13 protein-coding genes, 1 tRNA gene and 1 other RNA gene are annotated in these 18,504 nt (G+C 41.5%); 9 read left to right on the plus strand and 6 right to left on the minus strand.

Translation table 11 applies throughout. The features are described from left to right. Nucleotides 1–10: 10 nt before the first annotated feature. A complete protein-coding gene (gene tesB / locus LDO73_RS03610) occupies nucleotides 11–877 on the minus strand; it encodes an acyl-CoA thioesterase II (RefSeq protein ID WP_224060230.1) in 867 nt (288 codons plus the stop codon). Between the two features lie 238 nt (nucleotides 878–1,115). Here tesB and LDO73_RS03615 point away from each other — a divergent pair, with 238 nt between their 5' ends. Then, nucleotides 1,116–1,574 carry a YbaY family lipoprotein gene (locus LDO73_RS03615; protein WP_224060231.1) on the plus strand — a complete coding sequence of 153 codons (459 nt, stop codon included), beginning with the start codon at nucleotides 1,116–1,118 and terminating at the stop codon, nucleotides 1,572–1,574. A 180-nt stretch (nucleotides 1,575–1,754) separates the two neighbouring features. Further along, nucleotides 1,755–1,851, plus strand: an RNA gene (ffs, locus tag LDO73_RS03620) — signal recognition particle sRNA small type. A gap of 372 nt (nucleotides 1,852–2,223) precedes the next feature. Here ffs and LDO73_RS03625 read toward each other — a convergent pair. The 4 genes from LDO73_RS03625 to gloB form a co-directional block, all read right to left on the minus strand. Further along, complete coding sequence (locus tag LDO73_RS03625; protein WP_004905417.1) at nucleotides 2,224–2,427, minus strand: HHA domain-containing protein; 204 nt, start codon at nucleotides 2,425–2,427, stop codon at nucleotides 2,224–2,226. Nucleotides 2,428–2,499: 72 nt separating this feature from the next. Then, nucleotides 2,500–2,868 carry an Hha toxicity modulator TomB gene (gene tomB, locus LDO73_RS03630; RefSeq protein ID WP_224060232.1) on the minus strand — a complete coding sequence of 123 codons (369 nt, stop codon included), beginning with the start codon at nucleotides 2,866–2,868 and terminating at the stop codon, nucleotides 2,500–2,502. Between the two features lie 527 nt (nucleotides 2,869–3,395). Then, nucleotides 3,396–4,775 carry a murein transglycosylase D gene (gene mltD, locus LDO73_RS03635; RefSeq protein ID WP_224060233.1) on the minus strand — a complete coding sequence of 460 codons (1,380 nt, stop codon included), beginning with the start codon at nucleotides 4,773–4,775 and terminating at the stop codon, nucleotides 3,396–3,398. A gap of 82 nt (nucleotides 4,776–4,857) precedes the next feature. Beyond that, entirely contained in the window at nucleotides 4,858–5,610 is a 753-nt protein-coding gene (gene gloB, locus LDO73_RS03640) for a hydroxyacylglutathione hydrolase (RefSeq protein ID WP_224060234.1), read from the minus strand. 34 nt (nucleotides 5,611–5,644) lie between these two features. On the opposite strand from gloB, the gene LDO73_RS03645 reads away from it, so the two are divergent. Next, nucleotides 5,645–6,370 (plus strand): class I SAM-dependent methyltransferase, encoded by a 726-nt coding sequence (locus LDO73_RS03645; RefSeq protein WP_224060235.1) that lies wholly within the window; start codon nucleotides 5,645–5,647, stop codon nucleotides 6,368–6,370. Nucleotides 6,371–6,382: 12 nt separating this feature from the next. On the opposite strand, the gene rnhA is transcribed toward LDO73_RS03645, so the two are convergent. Then, entirely contained in the window at nucleotides 6,383–6,853 is a 471-nt protein-coding gene (gene rnhA, locus LDO73_RS03650; protein WP_224060236.1) for a ribonuclease HI, read from the minus strand. A gap of 54 nt (nucleotides 6,854–6,907) precedes the next feature. Between rnhA and dnaQ the strand changes: the two genes are divergently transcribed. The 6 genes from dnaQ (at nucleotide 6,908) to LDO73_RS03680 (ending at nucleotide 18,504) form a co-directional block, all read left to right on the plus strand. Then, entirely contained in the window at nucleotides 6,908–7,669 is a 762-nt protein-coding gene (dnaQ, locus tag LDO73_RS03655) for a DNA polymerase III subunit epsilon (protein ID WP_224060237.1), read from the plus strand. Between the two features lie 122 nt (nucleotides 7,670–7,791). Then, nucleotides 7,792–7,868 (plus strand) — tRNA-Asp (locus LDO73_RS03660). Nucleotides 7,869–8,925: 1,057 nt separating this feature from the next. Continuing rightward, nucleotides 8,926–9,435 (plus strand): cell envelope biogenesis protein OmpA, encoded by a 510-nt coding sequence (locus LDO73_RS03665; RefSeq protein ID WP_224060238.1) that lies wholly within the window; start codon nucleotides 8,926–8,928, stop codon nucleotides 9,433–9,435. Nucleotides 9,436–9,500: 65 nt separating this feature from the next. Next, entirely contained in the window at nucleotides 9,501–14,942 is a 5,442-nt protein-coding gene (locus LDO73_RS03670; protein ID WP_224060239.1) for an Ig-like domain-containing protein, read from the plus strand. A gap of 82 nt (nucleotides 14,943–15,024) precedes the next feature. Beyond that, on the plus strand, nucleotides 15,025–16,284 hold the full coding sequence (locus tag LDO73_RS03675; protein ID WP_224060240.1) for a TolC family protein: 1,260 nt from the start codon (nucleotides 15,025–15,027) through the stop codon (nucleotides 16,282–16,284). A 3-nt stretch (nucleotides 16,285–16,287) separates the two neighbouring features. After that, entirely contained in the window at nucleotides 16,288–18,504 is a 2,217-nt protein-coding gene (locus LDO73_RS03680; protein ID WP_224060241.1) for a type I secretion system permease/ATPase, read from the plus strand.

The following is an 18,504-nucleotide window of genomic DNA, read 5'->3' on the forward strand; positions in this document are numbered from 1 at the left end:
AATCGGGAAATTATCGAGGCTTTCTCTTGCGAATGACCCCTTCTTGTACCGTTGTTGCCACTAAATCCCCTTGCTGATTATAAATTTGCCCTTTAACAAACCCACGCCCGCCAGAAGCAGAAGGGCTTTCAATGGCATAAAGTAACCATTCATCTAGGCGATAGGGACGATGAAACCACATTGAATGGTCAATCGTTGCGACTTGTAAATCGCGTTCCATGAACCCACGTCCATGAGGCTGTAAGGCTGCGGGAAGGAAATTGTAATCGGATGCGTAACCTAACAAGTAGTCATGTAACTCTGGTGTGTTGGGAAGCTCTCCTTTCGCCTTAAACCAAATATAGCGAAATGGTTCTTGAGGTGCACTATCAAACGGGCTATAGAACTGAATCGGGCGAAACTCGAAAGGATTAGGGCGCAGGGCATATTTTTTGACAGCATCAGGGAGTTGGTCTGCGAAGCGTTGAATGATTTCATCCTGTGAAATTAGTTGCTCTGGCGCGGGGACATCGGGCATTAAATTTTGATGATTAAATCCGTCTTCTTGTTCTTGAAATGAGGCAGTCATAAAGAAGATCGGTTTACCATTTTGAATAGCGCTAATACGACGTGTACTAAAGCTGCCACCATCACGTAAAATTTCTACATCGTAGACAATCGGTTTTTGGCTGTCTCCTGGACGCAGAAAATAGCTATGAAATGAAGTTATGATGCGATCTTCGGGTGTGGTTTGTTTCGCTGCATACATGGCTTGCCCAACAACCTGTCCACCAAAAACTTGTGGTAAACCAAGATCTTCACTTTGCCCCCGAAAAATACCTTCTTCAATTTTTTCGAGTTTTATTAGGTTAATTAAGTTTTGTAATTCAGTGCTCATAGTTACCTTGAAGATGGTTAAAAAATATCAGATGCAGCTATTTTCCCATTAATCCACCGAAATAGGTAGGCAGTTTGTGTACGGATTAATTGACAATCATTTTTGGTTACAATTTGAAATATAATTTCATTATTTAATTTGTATTAGATATAATTTTCTAAGTTTAGATAAACGCTAATATATCAAGATTAATCATATTAAAATGTCTAATTAAATCAAAATATTACAGGTAATTATAATGACATTCTATCGTTACATGATTAGTTCGTTGATACTTATTTTCTTAGTAGGGTGTGAAGGGAATAACGCCAATCCCCCTGAAAAAAGGGTAAAAGGGAAAAGTAGTCGCGAAAATCAGCAGGTAGACATTGGTACGATCAGCGGAAATATCCTTATTGCTAAAAATAAAGGATTATCTGAAAACGTGGATATTACGGTCACTATGGTAGATAACTCATTTGTTGAGTTGCCAGCGCTGATATTATCTCAAAAGCACTATACTAACTTGAACAATCAAGTGACGCTTCCGTATCAGCTGACTTACCACAAAAATGAAATAAGAAACCAAGCTAAAATCACGGTTAGTGCGACGTTACACGCTGATGGAAAATTAGTCTATATTACAGAATCGTCGACGGAAGTGATCAACAATGGTATGGTTGAAAATATTGATTTACTTCTGGTTCCTGCTAACTAGCGGTAGCTTCTTATTAATAATTATTAATTCCTACCAATATTTGTTGTTCATACCAAACTGTATTAAATAGCCCTTCAGATTTTTGTGTAATAAAACAGCACTTGATCGCCACTTTCTTGCTATTTAACTATCTATCAAGCATAATGACCGTGCTTTGAAAGAAGCAATCAATGGGGGCTCTGTTGGTTCTCCCGCAACGCTAACTTGTTAACTAGGTCAGGTCCGGAAGGAAGCAGCCATAGCAGGGGTCGTGTGTGCCGGGATGTCGCTGGCAGGGCTCCCACCCAATATTAAGTTCCCCCCTTTAATCTTCATATCCTCGTTTTTATCAATCAAACGTTCAGTAACAATAGCCATTGTTCTTTAGCTATGCATTCTTGTTATTATCGCGCTTAGTTTAATATATTTTAATAATAAGAAATTGATTACTATTCTTAATTGGTATTTACAATGGTTAAATTGATATCAAAATAGCGATTATCGCATGAAATGTTAAATTAATTGGGATTAGGGAAAAATGAAAATAAAAGGATATAGAGAGTCTGTCAGTATTCGGTGAATACTAACTAAGATAAATAAGGAATTTTCATTGAGCCGATAAAGTATTACCGGCTATAACCATTCACTATCTATGCGCGTAAATAAGTATTTATCTAACAAACTTCCAAACAGATGCTGGGATTTTATCGTAAAGTTTATTCATAGTGAGTTCGGCAAGACGATGATCAGCTGCAGAGTAAAATAACTCTAATTCATCATCAGATAACTCATACTTATTTTTCTCAATGACGCGCTCAAGTGTTTCAATAGTGGTGCATTTTCTTAAACGCATCAGATAATCGGATTTGGTCATAACGCCCTTTCTTTATGTGTCGATAACCTAAAATGTACTATGTGATAGTGAAATTAAAGGTAAATGGTGATTCTATGTCTTACTTGTCAGGCATTTTAGATCATCATCGAGCACGGCGACAAGATTTTGATTCATACTTTCCCAGTCAATGATTTCGTTGAAAGTAATTACTGGGCTGCCAAATAAATTATATGTCTCGTCAAGATACTCTTCAACAAGAGAAATAACGAGATTTTCTTTTGGATACTTGATTTTGAATCGCCAGACAAAAGCTGCAATATGCTCAACGAGCTCATTGAGGCTGATGCTTTGTGCCGAACTAAGATCATTTATCCAATGGGTGTTTGTTTTTTGTAAACTTGATATTGCGTCTCTATTCAAACTGTTACACAGATATTTTAATTCGGCTATATCATGTTTCTTGGGTGAGTATTCATCCATAATCACCTCCATGGGCGAATCTGACTTTTACTTTGTGTATTTTTGTATCAAAAATAATGTCATATCAACTAAATATAAGCATCTGTTTTCAATATAAACAAACATAGTTAGTATATTGATAAATATAAGATTATCACTAATTGAGAGAGTTTTTAGATTGTCACTAATATAAAAGTAATGTTCAAATATAAACTGATTGCTCAGATTGCTTTCGCCACATCAATAATAATAGCACTTTTATTTCATAAGTCACCACCCAATAATGACTTTTTTAAGGTGGGAACCGTAAGGGGGACTAGGAAAAATCGGGCTAATATTTTTTCTATCACACTCTAATGAAGAATGTAAATGGTATTGTGCGGTTTCGGCAATTAAGTGTATTTAGATGATATGTTACAACTCAAATTGTGATCGAGATTGATATCGGGATTAAGCCTAATTAAATAGTTTATTTCTAATCATTGAGTTTTATTTAATATAAAATCCCCTAAGGTTTAACCTTTGTGGGGATTTTTGAAATATTTAATTTAAAGATATAAATTCAATGTAACACCTGGCTTTAAATCTGCCATTTTAACCCCTGAGTTCCAATTCATCAGGTCGTTAAGTTTAATTCCATGGCGCTTAGCAATACTGTAATAAGTATCGCCTTTTCTGACTTTGTAGGTTCCACCTTTACGGTTATTGCTGGTCGGTGTTGTGCCTGAAATTTTTAATGTTTGTCCTGGAACGATGTTAGCTTTAGCTGTTTTTAACCCATTTAGTTGTTGGATATTCTTGGCAGTTGTATTGAATTTTTTAGCAATACTTGCGATAGATTCACCTTTGCGAACTTTATAACTAAAGGTTTTAGCTTGCTTTGAATTCGCTTTTGCTGTCTGAATGTTACTGGCTGCTGCTTGCGCATAACGATTTTGTGCTACCGCGTTGCGAATATCATTTAATACGTCTTGATCCGTCAGTGAAACTTTTAACTGCTCAGCTTTTGCAGTTGGCAACATAATATAATGCGGGCCATTTGGCGACGTAACGCCTCGGGTATAACCCGAATTATAGGTTTTAATGGATTCTTCTGTTAAACCTGTCAATTCAGCAGCTTGAGTCAATGTAATTTGTTGCCCCACATCAACTTGTGTTAACCCTCTATTCTTATTACTGTTCGGTAATCTGACTTGATAGCGTTCTGGTTGTCTTAACACTTGGCTAAGCGCAAGGATCTTTGGAACATATTGTTTGGTTTCTTTAGGTAATTGAAGAGACCAAAAATCTGTTGGTAAGCCAGCTGCTTCATTCTTTTTAATCGCGTTTTGTACGCAGCCTTCACCGCAGTTATAAGCAGCAAGTGTGAGCTCCCAATCGTGGCCGAACATAATATTCAGATTTTCAAGGAGATCTAAAGCTGCTTTTGTGGATGTCACAACATCACGTCGCTCATCAACCCATTGTGTCTGTTTTAACCCATATGAACGTGCAGTAATGGGAACAATTTGCCAAAGACCCGCCGCTTGCGCAGGGGAAGTGGCTTTAGGATTATATGAACTTTCAATAACAGGAATTAAGGCTAATTCCATTGGTAAGTTACGATCATTGATTTCATCTACAATTAAGTACATGTAAGGCTCTGCTCTTACTGCCACATCATAGATAAAACTTTGTTTATTGGAGTAACTATTGGCCATTTCCCGAATTGTTGCGTTTTCGGGGATATCCATCTTCAGTTCACCACTAATATAACCCCAAAGGTCATGATCGACTTTGGAAACCTGTCTACTTGCTGCCTGGTTATGGGATGCAACAGTGTCAATTGAGTGGTTGGCTGAAGATTTTGGTTGCTTAACGGTGACTTTGGAAGTGCCTTGACAGCCCGCAAGCAAAACAATGGCGATGAGGGTCGCGATTATCTTCATTAGCTCTGTTTTTCTTTGTTTTTAATGTTTAAAAGTTGACCAGATAATACTGGCTTTAGCTGTTATTGACAATAATTATACATCAATATTCATCTTTTAATTGGCGTAATAATGTAAAAACTGCTCGTAATGATGGATTTGTCATATTAATGTTCAGTTTTTGTTGCAATTCAGGGTTGTCGCACTGTAAAAAAATGTTGATATTTTTCTCAGTTTTCAATGTGCTAGGTACTGTTGCTTGCTGATTATTGCGCAAAGTTCTTACTTTTTCAGAATAATTCGTAATTGTCTCATTTTCAGGCCAAATATGATGAGCAAATTGTAAATTAGACTGCGTATATTCATGTGCACAGCAGACGAGAGTATCATCAGGAAGTGCTGCGATTTTTTGAATCGATTGATACATTTGAGCGGGAGTGCCCTCGAAGATCCGTCCACAACCGGCTGAAAATAATGTATCACCGCAAAATAGGTAAGGGGCTTGGTAAAAACCGATATGCCCAAGCGTGTGACCTGGGAGACCAATGACTTGAAAATTGAAGTCACCAATGGTGACGGAATCTCCATCACACACCAACTCTGTAGCCCCTTTAACTAAGGTTTCTTGGGGGCCAAATACAGGGATTTTTGGATATTGAGCAATAATTTCTTTTACACCCTGAGTATGGTCGTTATGATGATGGGTGAGTAAAATTGCAACAGGGGTCAATTGGTTAGCCGTTAATATTGAGAGAACCGGCTCTGACTCAGCAGGGTCAACGATGATACACTGATGGCTGTTTGCTAGTAGCCAAATGTAATTATCATTTAACACTGGTACTCGAATTAACTCCATAATCAACCTCGATCTGATTTTTAAGGGGAATGTTATGAAACCTGCGCGTATTGAAGAAAAGATTCAAATGCCCGCCAGTTGGTCTGATATTCCTTTTGGTGAACACTATCGCCAAGCCTTGGAAGCCCAGTTAGCGCCTTGGTGGCAAAAAATGTTTGGTTTTCACCTGCTTAAATTAGGGCATTTGAGTACAGAAATCCACACTAAAGAGTGCATGATCCCGCATCAATTTACGCTAGGTGAAGATCCTCACGTATTTGATGTCGCGGCAAATCCCGAAGCTCTGCCTTTTGCGGATAAGACAATTGATGCCTGTTTAATGCCCCATTTGCTCGCATATAGCCGTGATCCACATTGGATCTTACGGGAAGTTGATCGGGTATTGATCGATGATGGCTGGCTGATTTTATCGGGATTTAACCCATTTAGCTTAGCTGGAATGGCGAAATTAGTACCGATTTTGCGTAAGCAGCAGCCTTACTGTAGCCGTTTTTTCCCTTCTCTTAGGGTATTTGATTGGCTAGGGTTACTCAATTATGAGGTGCTATATCACCGAAATTGCCAAGTGCTTCCTTGGGTCTCATCGGAAAAACAGGTCAATAAACGTTGTGGTGGAATTGGTGTGATCAGCGTGATTGTTGCAAGAAAACGTACGTATCCATTAACACCAACGCCCCTGAAATTTAAGCAACCTAAAGTGAAAATTTCAACAGCGTTGGGTGCAACGAAAGAAATCAGTAAATCGAAGCAACTTCGTTAAATCTGAACCTGACTATTCTTGAGTAGGTTGGTAGCCTGTATCTTCTTTTGTTGGCGCATTGGCTGCAGCGCGAGCTAATTCATCACATTTTTCATTTTCAGCATGACCCGCATGACCTTTTACCCAGCGCCAATCGATAGTATGGCGCGTAATTGCTTGGTCGAGTCGCTTCCAAAGATCTACATTGACCACTGGCGATTTATCCGCTTTTTTCCATTGGCGGCGTTTCCAATTGTGGATCCACTGAGTGATCCCTTGGCGTACATATTGGCTATCGGTAGTCAGGATAATATCGCATGGTCGGGTAAGTGACTCTAACGCGATGATTGCCGCGAGTAATTCCATACGATTATTGGTGGTGAGGAAAAAACCATCACTGAGTGTTTTCTCATGTTGCTGATAACGAAGTACGATACCGTATCCGCCGGGTCCTGGGTTACCTAAACAAGACCCATCAGTGAAAATTTCTACCTGCTTTGTCATTTCTGTTACACTCTTCCTTATTCATCAACTTCTAGTTTGACACAAAAAAACATTATGAGCACGGCGATAACCCGACAAATTGTCCTCGATACTGAAACCACAGGTATGAACAAGCTTGGTGTTCATTATGAAGGGCACAATATCATTGAAATTGGTGCTGTAGAGGTGATTAATCGCCGCTTAACAGGACGCAATTTCCATGTGTACATCAAACCAGACCGTCTCGTTGACCCAGAAGCTTTCGAAGTCCACGGAATCAGTGATGAATTTTTGCAAGACAAACCGGTATTTGCCGATATAGTCGATGAGTTTATCGAATTTATTCGCGGTGCAGAACTTGTCATTCACAATGCACCCTTCGATATTGGCTTTATGGACTACGAGTTTCGTAAGCTCAACAGAGGCATTCCTCCAACTTCAGAATTTTGCACTATTACCGACAGCTTAGTATTAGCTCGCAAGATTTTCCCTGGTAAACGTAATAACTTAGACGCCTTATGTGATAGATACCTTATCGATAACTCCAAGCGAACATTGCATGGCGCTTTACTCGATGCTGAGATCCTCTCTGACGTCTACTTAGCGATGACTGGAGGGCAGACCTCGCTTGCATTCTCAGTGGACTCTGAATCCAGCAATACAGAGCAAGGCAATGAAATTCAACGTATTGAGCGTCCAGCCAGTGGGTTAAAAATTATTTATGCTTCTGATGAGGAAATTGCAGAACATGAATCCCGCTTAGATATCGTGGATAAAAAGGGTGGGAAACCTTGCTTATGGCGGCAAACTGAGCAAGATGACGAAACTCTTCATTGAGACCGACAGTTTTGTGAGCTGACAAGGCTAAAAACTGCTCAACCGTACGATTTTTCAAGAAAAAGAGTTGACTGTCATATCAAGTATTCGTAATATGCTTGGCGTTCCCAGTAGGGAACTTCGGAGCGGTAGTTCAGTTGGTTAGAATACCTGCCTGTCACGCAGGGGGTCGCGGGTTCGAGTCCCGTCCGTTCCGCCAATTTATTAAGCCCTGAGTCTAACGACTCGGGGTTTTTTTTTGCTTTAAAATCACCGGTTACATGGTGTTTCCTGCCTTTGGATGTACATGCCTCGAATCGCTCTCACTCTTCAGGGGAAAGCTAGATGGCTCATTACAACCTACTTTGTTTACTGTATTCTCGGGAACATATTTATCTTCAGATGATTTATAGGAACGAGAATTAATCTTATTATATATACATTGGTATTTCCGATTATTGAAATAGGAATTAGCAATGTATTTAAATTAATATTTCTTTTTATGAACTAAGAATAATTCCTAGGTGAATTAGGAATTATAAGGGAATATTCTTAGTTTGTATTCAAACATAGTATTTAAGTGAAATTATGAAAATTAATAGATGATATATATTGCTAATTATGTGCTCTGACTATTTTGAAGGTGATTAAATGATAAAGGTATTTAATTTGCATGTTATAAATCTATATTATACACGCGGTGGGAGTATTTCATGATAATAAGTTTTTTACTCGCATTAAGATATTTTTGCCAGAATGTTAATAGCCATTAACATAGCCTATAGCCCCCTCTTTTAGAGAGGTTTTTACTTAGGTGTAAATGCTTGGTATTTATATATATATAGAATAAAAATTTTATTTTTATCAATTTTATGGTTTTTATGCTCACACACTATATGGGTTAGAAAAATAAATAATCTTTTAACATGTAAATTATATCAATAAAAACAATTAATTATGAATTGATTGATAGAATAGCGACTGAAATTGATAGCATTTCTTTGGATTGGTAAAATCAAGGGGGGTAAAATTGACGCATATCAACTTTGAACGATATAATGCTGAAGTTTTCATCATGTAACAAAATGCTTCGTGCACTCACTTAATGGGTTAAATTGAAGCGAAAATAACTATAAATATTTTATTTTTAAGCTGAAAACTCAATGATTTTCAGCTTTAGTATTTATTCAAATCACTGCGATATTTATTCTCTCTAATATTAAGTAGAGGGATTTTGCTTTACACAAATTAAACACCATAGCGTTGAAAGGATTAATATGAAAAAGTTCACTGGCGTTGTAATACTATTATGTATTGCAGCATTGACGGGTTGTGTACGTAATGAAGGATTGCACGGATATAATAACGAAACATGGAAGAATAAGAATATTCTTAAAGAAAACAAAGAAGTCGAAAGTAATAAAGCATTAGTTTCTTTCTATAGAATAGATAATCAAGTTGAAGGGAAAACAATTAATATATTCGTGAATAAACAGTACCTCACTTCATTAGAGCCTAATGCGACTAAACAAATTAAATTATGCTCTGGAAACAACAATTTTACTGCATATAAAACAGATGTCAGCGAACGCTATAATACTAAATTAAATGAAATCGATAATAAGCCACTAGAGCCAGGCAAATCTTATGCGTTCTTGGTCACTGAAACCAATGGAACAGTATCATTAAAACCAATGACAGAAAAAGAAGTTAATGAATTTAAAGGGAATGTTAGCACCCAGGTTCATACTTTACCGCGTGTGGATGTAGCTCAAAGCTGCCAATAATTAACACAATTTTAAACTAAATTTAATTCAATAAATAATTGTCCGATACGAGGCAATGGATAACTATGTCTATTAAAAAAATATCAATTAAAGTTAATAATAGCAAAGAGACGATCGAGCAATATTCTGTTACTGGTGGGGAAAACGGTGCAGGAAAATTAAAACAACCACTGCATATTAATGCACAAAAAGATGTAAACTATTTATTAATCGACGAAAATACACAATTTGCACCAGAAAACATCGCGGTTAAGCGAGTTGATAAAAATCTTGTCATCGCATTTGAAGGCGGCGATGTAGAAAGCCCTGATTTAATTATCGAAAATTACTTTGCTGAGAATGGTGCCATTGGTTACCAAGACGGCGATGCAAACCTCATTATTGGTCAATATGAAAATGGCCAATATTTCCCATACGTTCCTGAAAGTGCGGTAAAAGCTGACGCCATCAGCCAATTAGCCGATGGCCAAGCGGCCGGGCAAGCGATTGGTGGTGATGCATTACCTCCATTATGGGCATTTAACCCATGGTGGTTAGCTGCACTGGTTCCTCTTATTGGTATTCCTGCAGTTGCAATCAGTGGCGGCGGCGGTGGCGGCGGTCATTCTAAAGTTGTTGACCATGCACCTATTGCGGGCGATGACTCTGCACATGCAAAACATAATACGCCAGTCACTATCCATGTTACTGAGAATGACAGTGATGTTGATGGTGACTTAAATCCAAATTCTATTCGTATTGTCAAAGAAGGTTCTAAAGGAACCGTGACAATCGGTAAAGATGGAAAGATTATCTATACACCAAACAAAGGTGAATATGGCGTTGATACCATCACTTATGTGGTGAAGGATCGTGCAGGTCACGAGTCGAATGTTGCGACCATTACCGTAAAAATTGACGCGGCTCCAGAAGCGAAAGACGATTCTGCGGCAACCAAAGAATCCAAGCCTGTCACCATCGATATGGAAAACAACTACTCCGACAAAGACGGCGATGTTGACCATAGCTCTTTAGCGGTTAAAACCAATGGTGGCAAAGGTTTCGCGAAGTTTGTTAATGGCAAGCTAGTGTATCAGCCGAATAAAGGCGAAGTGGGTACTGATACCATCACTTATACCGTGACAGATAAAAACGGTAACATCTCTGAAGATGCGACGATCACCATCAACATCGATGCACCGCCGGTAGCAAACGACGACTCAGCCAAAGCCAATAAAGCAACGCCAGTTGAATTAGATGTTTTAGGCAATGATACCGATCTCGACGGTGATATTGACCCAACCACATTAGAAGTTGTGGGTGAACCAACCAAAGGCACCGTAAAAGTTGTCGATGGCAAGTTGGTGTACACCGCAAACCCAGATGCAACAGGCCAAGACACCATTACGTATCTGGTTAAAGATAAAAATGGCAACGTGTCCAACAAAGCGACCGTGACTATTGATATCACAGAGCCGCCAGTCGCGAACGAAGATAAAGCCGATACTCGCCACAATACCCCAGTGGAAATTGATATCACCGCGAACGACACCGACCTCGACGGTGATTTAGATAAAAACAGCGTAGTGATCACTCAGCCGGGCACCAAAGGCACCGTGACCATCGGCGAAGATGGCAAGCTGATCTACACCCCAAATAAGGGCGAGCACGGCACCGACACCATCACCTACACCATCAAAGATAAGAACGGCAACGTGTCGGAAGAAGCGACCGTGACCGTCACTATCGATGCACCGCCAGTGGCAGCGGACGATAACGCTCACGCCCACCACAATGAAACCATCACCATTGATGTGCTGGCGAACGACGACGATGCGGACAAGGATTTAGATCCAAGCTCGGTGAAGATTGTGGACGGTGGTAATAAAGGGACAGTGGCTATCGGTAACGATGGCAAGCTGATTTACACCCCGAATAAAGGGGAGTACGGCACCGACACCATTACTTATCAAGTGTTTGATGCACACGGTAACGTCTCCAACGAAGCAACGGTGACCATAACCATCGATGCCGCACCAATCGCGGAAGACGATAAAGGCACCACACTGCAAGGTAAGCCTGTCACGGTGGATTTAAGCGACAACATCAGCGATTTAGACGGTGACTACGATCTTTCCACCCTGACAGTCGTCAGCAACGGCAAACAAGGTGTTGCGACCATTGGTGCCGATGGCAAGCTGATCTACACCCCGAATGAGGGCGCGCACGGGACGGATACCGTCACCTACCAAGTGTTTGATAAGCACGGTAACGTGTCGAACACGGCAACGGTGATTATCACCATCGAAGCGGCACCAATTGCGGAAGACGATAAAGGCACCACGCTGCAAGGTAAGCCTGTCACGGTGGATTTAAGCGACAACATCAGCGATTTAGACGGTGACTACGATCTTTCCACCCTGACAGTCGTCAGCAACGGCAAACAAGGTGTTGCGACCATTGGAGCCGATGGCAAGCTGATCTACACCCCGAATGAGGGCGCGCACGGGACGGATACCGTCACCTACCAAGTGTTTGATAAGCACGGTAACGTGTCGAACACGGCAACGGTGGTCATTACCATCGAAGCTGCACCAATTGCAGAAAACGACAAAGGCAGCACTGTGCAAGGTAAGCCAGCGATTGTTGACTTGAGTGATAATATCAGCGATTTAGACGGTGACTACGATCTTTCCACCCTGAAAGTTGTCAGCAATGGCAAACAAGGTGTTGCGACCATTGATGCCGATGGCAAGCTGATCTACACCCCGAATGAGGGCGCACACGGGACAGATACCGTCACCTACCAAGTGTTTGATAAGCACGGCAACGTGTCGAACACGGCGACGGTGGTCATTACCATCGAAGCGGCACCAATTGCAGAAAACGACAAAGGCAGCACCGTGCAAGGTAAGCCAGCGATTGTTGACTTGAGCGATAATGTTAGCGATTTAGACGGTGACTACGATCTTTCCACCCTGAAAGTTGTCAGCAATGGCAAACAAGGTGTTGCGACCATTGATACCGATGGCAAGCTGATCTACACCCCGAATGAGGGCGCGCACGGCACTGATACCGTCACCTACCAAGTGTTTGATAAGCACGGCAACGTGTCGAACACGGCGACGGTGGTCATTACCATCGAAGCGGCACCAATTGCAGAAAACGACAAAGGCAGCACCGTGCAAGGTAAGCCAGCGATTGTTGACTTGAGCGATAATATCAGCGATTTAGACGGTGACTACGATCTTTCCACCCTGAAAGTTGTCAGCAATGGCAAACAAGGTGTTGCGACCATTGATGCCGATGGCAAGCTGATCTACACCCCGAATGAGGGCGCGCACGGCACTGATACCATCACCTACACCGTGAAAGACAAAAACGGTAACGTTTCCAATGTCGCCACCGTAACCATTGAAATCGACGCTGCACCAGTAGCAACCGATGATCGCGGTATTACCTTAAAAGATACGCCAGTAACGGTAGATCTGAGTGACAACATTAGTGACTTAGATGGTGACGCTGACCTTTCCACATTAGAAATCGTAGCTAATGGTAATAAAGGAAAGGCCGAGATCGATGCAAATGGAAAACTGATTTACACGCCAAATCCGGGTGTAACAGGCACTGATACCATCACTTATAAAGTATTTGATAAGCATGGTAACGTTTCAAATACAGCAACCGTCACTATCTCGATTAAAGAGAAAGGATCTGAAGCGGTTGATGTTTACGAAAAAGGCTTAAGAACGGATGGTACTGCAGGGGATTCTCAAATCCTTGCGGATGGAAAAATCATTCTCGCAAACCCAGAAGATAAGCCAGTTGCTGAGCAAGATATTCAGATCACTAAGCCAACAACGGAATTAACCTCTGGTGGTAAGCCTATCACTTGGGAAAGTACCGATAATGGTTTCGTTGGTAAAGACGCTGACGGTAAAGAAGTGATTACGCTGACAGCGAATAGTACAACCGATAATGGTCAAACGACTGTTGACTACAAAGTTGAGCTCAAAGGCCTTGTCGATCACCCAGCAGGCAAAGACTCTTTGAATATTGAGTTTGGTGTGAAGAATGGCACCGATGAAGTGAAAACTGAAATCGTGGTTCATGATGATAAGCCAAGCGCTGCGGATGTTGAGTTAACGGTAGATGCTCCTGAAGAAACGTCGTTCTATGCCAACGTCATTATCTCTCTGGATTATTCAGGAAGTATGTGGACTTATGACAGTGGGCTACCAGATAACACTTCTGATGGTCGTGATGGAAAAATGAGTCGTTTTAATGCGGCATTGAACTCCATCGAGACCTTACTGGATAACTATCAAGAACGTTTAGATAGTGCTGATACAGGTGAAGTGCGTGTTAGCTTGAACGCGTTTGCGGAGAAAGCTACCGCAATTGGTACATCCTCACAACATAACTATGGTCAGGCATACTGGTGCTCAATTGATGAAGCCAAATCCATTATTGCTGATTTGAGAAAAACACAGTGGGCACCGCCATTCCTTAAAGATATCGGTGGTAATACTAACTATGATGCGGCGTTACAGCAGATTGTCAGTATATACAAAAACAATCCAAAATCAGGTGAGCCGATTAAAAACGATAGTGCTGACAATACGTTCTACTTTATCAGTGATGGTATCCCGAATATGGGGAACCAAGAAGGTGGTAGAGGCCATGGAATTGATGCAACTTCACCGGGTGACTTCGTGCCTGGTAGTCCGAACTCCGATATTGGAGAAGATAAATGGACTCAGTTTTTAGCTACAAATGGAATTCGTTCTGTCGCTATTGGTATTGGTCAGGATATGGCGTTGGAGTCAGGCGGAAAGACAGGTAAAGACTACCTAGAATCCGTTGCTTTTGATGGCCAAAAAGGCGAAAACAACGATGCTAACGACGTTATCGTTCTGAAAGATATGAGCTCTTTAGGCAATATTCTGAGCAAATATGTCCCGAACGAAAACACCATTGAAAGTAGCTTTTCGAAAAATGGCAGTGACGAGAAAACACTGAGCTTCGGCGCGGATGGAATGAAATCTATCAGCATTGAAGTGGATGGCCACACTTACAAATACGATCCAACTACCAAGGGAATTACATCGGATAACCTTGATAAGAGCATGTGGGTTGATTTTGGTCAGGGTGAGTTAGCCGTTAAAACAGATGCGGGTGGTTTACTCTCTATCTCTTTAGGCGAGAAAAACTTCGGTCACTTAACCTATCGTCCGGGGGCTACACGTCCAACGGGAATGGAGAAAGAGACCTTTACGCTGACGTTAACTGATAACGACGGTACTAACGGTAAGTCATCAATTTCAGTGGATATCAGTAAGTTAAAAGAGTCAGGCAACACTGGCTTAAATGATACTGATTTAACAGCTCTGAAATTGTTCTCACCAGAAAGTGCAATGGAGTTACATGGAGTAGACACCGATGTCAATGCAACATCAAGTCACTCTACTGGTTTCATGAATTCATCGTTAGATGCATTACAAGAAACTCAGAGCGCCATTATTTAAGGCTAATTATTGAGGGTTACCATGGGTAGCCCTCAATATTTTATTTCGCCAACACCAGTTTTATTTACTTTGTGCCAACTTTATGAAATCTCTAATTAATAGCATCTTAGCGTTATTCTTCGTGAAGATGCTTTCCCTTTCTGCTGTGGCAGATGTGGTTGAATTAAAAAACCTATTAAAAGATTCACTCGATAATGCCCCAGAAGTCCAAGAGGCTTATGCCAATTATCAAGCGGCACAAAGCAACGTTAGTGCAGCGGAAGCTGGGCATTACCCTGTCGTCAGTTTAATGGGAACTCAGCCTCTTGCGCAGCAACACAAATACGAAAGTAACGCGATGGAATCAGGGTTTCACCTTGGTACTAAAGCGACAATGAACATTTATGCTTGGGGCGGAATTGAAGCGGGTGTAGACCGCGAACAATCCAAGCAAAGTTACTATGAAAACCAATATATTCTTTCTCAAGAAGATATCAGTGTGCGTATTAGCCAGCTTTATTTGCAGGTTTTGCGCCACAAAGAAACTCTTGATGTGATTGATGAAAACCTAGCTCGCCATCATCAAATTGAAAAACAACTGACCACGATCGTTCAGCATGACTCAGGCCGAATGAGCGAATTAACGCAAGTGAAAGCGCGCACCTTAAAAGTGGAAATGAGCCGCGCCGAAACAGAGCGAAACCTAAATTTAGCCCTGAGCCAATTATCGATTTTGACTCAGCGCCAGCTAACCGTTGACCAATTTGTTGACCCTTTCAGAGCGACAACTAGCGGTGCGATTTTAGCCAAATTTCAAGAAAATAATCTAGAAAATAACCCGAGTTATAAAGCCCAAGTGGCTGATGCCCAAAGCCTTGATGCCGAAGTTAAAGTGGCCAGCGCGATGAGAAAGCCAGCACTGAACTTGGAAGTTAATGCAACGCCAGATAATAGCGAAGTTTTCTTACGTGTTTCTTGGAATATTTTCGACCAAGCGAGCTATTACAGCCAAGCGCAGAAAGAGTATGCGCTGTCCGCAGCCAATGAGCGTATTAAAAAGACATTTCGTGAAATTAAAGAGATGAGCCAATCTGCGGCGATCAACATGGCGCAAAGTGAAAAGCAAGGCAACATTGCGAAAGCCTATATCGCAGAGCAAAAAGTGGTGATCAGCAACTATGAAAAGCAATTCACGATCAACCGCCGCACGTTGATAGATCTGCTTGATGCGTATAACGAGCTAGCGAGCATTCAAACCAGCGCCGTTATTTTACAAAACGACTTCCGTGACGCGACACTCAATTACCTCAGTGTGCAGGCAAAAATGTCTGCATGGATGAACCAAGAATTGGCTTCCAGATAAATTATGAATATTATTAATAACCTATCTTTAGTTACCAAGCGTTTGGGTTATACCCTTTCACCAGAAATTTTATTAGCACAAACTAAACGCACAGAATCGAAATCTTTCGATTATGCCTCGTTAGTGAATGTGTTGAATTCCCACCAATTTGATAATCAGATCATTGAAATTGATCTGCGTAAGATCCCGACGATTGCCACACCGTTTCTGGTGCTGTTGGCAAACAATGAATCGGTAGTGATCAGCAAAATTGAAGATGGCGAAAATGGACGCCATTTTGAGATCTTAACGGAAGAAGGTTTACGTCAAACATTAAGCGTGCAAGATCTGGCAATGAACTACAGCGGCTATAGCTGGTTTATTAAACGCAATATTCGCTCAGAAACTCGTTCAGAAATTGATAAATACGAAACCAGTGGTTTCTGGAAAGTGATTTGGCGTTATAAAAAATATTACTACCAAGTGATCATCGCATCGTTTGTGATCAACTTATTAGCCTTAATCAGCTCTCTGTATGTGATGAACGTGTATGACCGCGTAATCCCAAACCAAGCTTACGAAACCTTATGGGTACTGACCATCGGTGTTGTGCTGGCAATTAGCTTTGAATTTCTCGCTAAAATGCTGCGATCTTACCTATTAGATATCGCAGGGAAAAAAGCGGACATTGTGATCAGCGCCATGCTATTTCACCGAGTGATGGGGATCCGTCTCGATAAGCGCCCAGCTTCATCAGGATCGTATGCCAACAATTTACGTGACTTCGAATCCATTCGCGAGTTTATGACCAGCGCGAGTTTACTCGCTCTCGTCGATCTGCCGTTTGTTTTGCTGTTTATTGGTGTGATCAGCATGATTGGTGGCTACTTAGCATTGGTGCCACTGACCATTATCCCGATTGTAGTGATCGCGGGTATTTTGATCCAAAAGCCATTGGCGAAAGGGATCAATGCCTCAATGAAAGAGACCTCTCAACGTCAAGGCTTAGCGGTGGAATCCATTGAAGGGATCGAAACCTTAAAACTGAATAATGCGGTGAATTGGGCCCAACAGCGCTGGGAAATGCTGACAGAGAAAACGGCATTTTCATCCATTGCAGTGCGTAATCTAACCAACTTTATGGTCAACTTCAGTGCGGCGATGCAGCAGCTTAATACTGTGGGTTTAGTATGTTTAGGGACTTACCTGATCCATGCGAACGATGTGAACTCGCGCATTACGATGGGAGCGCTGATCGCTAGTGTGATCTTATCCGGTCGTGCGCTAGCACCGCTTGGGCAAATTGCAGGGCTAGCAACACGTTTCCAATCAGCGCGCATGGCATTAGCCGGTGTGCGAAATATCTTTAGCCGTCCTATTGAACGTGAAGATCATAAAAAATACATTTCACCGACTGCAGTTCATGGAGCATTACGACTGGCTAATGTGACCTATCAATATAATAAAGATGGGCAACCCGCATTAAACAACATTAACTTAGAGATCAAAGCCGGAGAGAAAGTCGCGATCCTCGGTAAAATTGGTGGTGGGAAAAGTACATTACTGAAGCTACTGACTGGCTTGTATGAGCAACAGCAAGGGAATATCAGCTTAGATGATCTCGATATTCGCCAAATTGACCCGATTTTCCTGAGAAGCAAGGTGGGCATGTTGACGCAAAAGCCGCGTTTATTCTTCGGGACTTTACGTGAAAACTTAGACTTGGCGCGTCTTGATGGCTATTCCAGCGATGACGATTTAGTACGTGCGCTCAAACGCTTCCAGCTCGATAAAATCATTCGTCAGCATCCAGCAGGGCTTGATATGCCCCTTGGTGAAGATGGTTTAGGGCTTTCAGGCGGGCAAAAACAGATGGTGGCACTGGCTCAGTTAACCCTGCATAACCCAAATGTGGTGTTACTGGACGAGCCAACCACGGGCATTGATGTGGATACTGAAAAACTGGTGCTCGATGCGCTAGAAGCGTGGACGAAAGATAAAACGCTGATCGTCGTCACCCACAAATTGCCAATTTTACGTTTGGTTGACCGTATTATCGTGATGGATGAAGGCAAAATCTTAATTGATGGTCCGAAGCAGAAAGTCTTAAAAGCTTTAGGACAAACGGAGCAAGCCGCTGGCACAGTTACGACGGATAAACCCGCTCCACAGCCTGCGCCACAAGTGCGAGTCGTTTCACAGGTTAGACACGTAATTAATAAAGAAGAAGGGGCGATTTAA

It is taken from the genome of Providencia alcalifaciens (assembly GCF_915403165.1).
Lineage (GTDB): Bacteria > Pseudomonadota > Gammaproteobacteria > Enterobacterales > Enterobacteriaceae > Providencia > Providencia alcalifaciens_C.